The sequence below is a fragment of the Nonomuraea sp. NPDC049784 genome, assembly GCF_040659615.1.
Lineage (GTDB): Bacteria > Actinomycetota > Actinomycetes > Streptosporangiales > Streptosporangiaceae > Nonomuraea.
In genome coordinates this window covers 1-1737 of the sequence record NZ_JBFAMX010001131.1, presented here as the reverse complement: position 1 = coordinate 1737, position 1737 = coordinate 1, and the positions used below count along the sequence as shown (strand labels likewise).

Here is a 1737-nt window from a genome sequence, read left to right as displayed (position 1 = left end):
GAACTCCCAGCAGCCCGCCGGCTGCGACCATCAGCCTGCCGTACTCGACGCAGCCGCGTAACCCCCGAGAGATTTACGCAGATGACCACTTAGCCCCGGGCGGCGTGCTGGTCAGCTACGCCTCCATGGGCCGGCCAGGACACGTGCTGGCCGACACTGTCCGCGGCGCGCTGCGCAACAGAATGCCGAACCTGCTGCCTGGCAAGCGCACGGCCCTCTGCACGCTGCCCCGGGAGATCTCCGCGGACCGTTCTGACCCCGGTTGCCATAGCGATGAACATATGTTTACTATAGTAAACGTGTGTTCATCACCTTCGGCGGATCTGACCGCCCAGGCCAAGATCCGTAACGCCGCCATCGCGCACTTCGCCCGCGACGGCTTCCAGAAGACGAACCTGCGCGCCATCGCGGCCACCGCGGGGGTGAGCGCCGCCCTGGTCATCCGGCACTTCGGCAGCAAGGACAACCTGCGGAGCGTCTGCGACGAGCACGTCCTGCAGATCCTGGTGAGGAGGGCCCGGACTGCGGCTGACCTGGTCGGCGTGCGGGATCTGTCCCAGGAATACCTGTCGGGCTCGGAGGAGTACCGCCTCCATGTGCAGTACATGGTGCGCGCGATCGAGGAGGACTCCTCCGCGGCCACCACGTTCGTCAACACGCTGGTGGAGGAGACCGAGCAGCTCTTCCGGGACGGGATCGCCGGCGGCTCGATGCGCCAGTCCTCCGACGTGCGGGCGCTGGCCGTGCTCACCGTGCTGGTGAGCCTGGCCACGCTGACCATGGCGCCGCCCCTGACCCGCGCGCTCGGCTTCGAGCGGATGGGCCCCGACGTGCTGCGGCGCATCGGGCTGCCCATGCTCGAGATCTACACCCACGGCTTGTACGCCGACGACACCATGCTCAAAGCCGCCCAGACCGCCTGGGAGGCCCATCAGGGAGACGATCTCTAGCCCTCTCCCCATCACCACACAAGGACATCCATGATGACTGAGACTGATGCCATTTCCATGGCCGGATTGGTCAAGTCGTTCGGCCCGGCACGGGCACTGAAAGGCCTCGACCTCGTCGTACGGACCGGCGAGGTGCACGGCTTCCTCGGGCCCAACGGCGCGGGCAAGAGCACCACGATCCGGATCCTGCTGGGCCTGATGCGCCCCGACGCGGGCGCCGCCCGGCTGCTCGGCGGCGACCCCTGGACACAGACCGCTGAGCTGCACCGCCGCCTGGCCTACGTGCCCGGCGACGTCACCCTGTGGCCCGGCCTGTCCGGCGGTGAGGCCATCGACCTGCTCGGCCGGCTGCGCGGCGGGCTTGACCGGCGGCGCCGGGACGAGCTGATCGAGCGCTTCGACCTCGACCCGCGTAAGAAGGGCCGCACCTACTCCAAGGGCAACCGCCAGAAGGTGGCCCTGGTCGCGGCTCTGGCCTCCGACGCCGAGCTGCTCATCCTCGACGAGCCCACCTCCGGCCTGGACCCGCTGATGGAGGAGGTCTTCCGGCAAACGGTCCAGGAAGTGCGGCGCGCGGGTGACCGTACGGTGCTGCTGTCCAGCCACATCCTCTCCGAGGTCGAGGCGCTGTGCGACCGCGTCACGATCATCCGCGACGGCCGTACCGTCGAAACCGGCACCATGGCCGAGCTGCGGCACCTCACCCGCACCTCCATCGACGCCGAACTGGCCGCCCCACCGGACGGGCTGGCCGGCCTGCCGGGTGTGCACGGCCTGCGCGCCGACG

The 1737-nt window shown here is 69.1% G+C and carries 2 protein-coding genes; both read left to right on the top strand.

Translation table 11 applies throughout. The annotated features are described in order from the left end of the window. Positions 1-299 precede the first annotated feature (299 nt). Complete coding sequence (locus AB0J09_RS64025; RefSeq protein ID WP_358207667.1) at positions 300-950, top strand: TetR family transcriptional regulator; 651 nt, start codon at positions 300-302, stop codon at positions 948-950. A gap of 33 nt (positions 951-983) precedes the next feature. Further along, a partial coding sequence (locus AB0J09_RS64020; protein ID WP_360714200.1) for an ABC transporter ATP-binding protein occupies positions 984-1737 on the top strand: 754 nt, incomplete at its 3' end.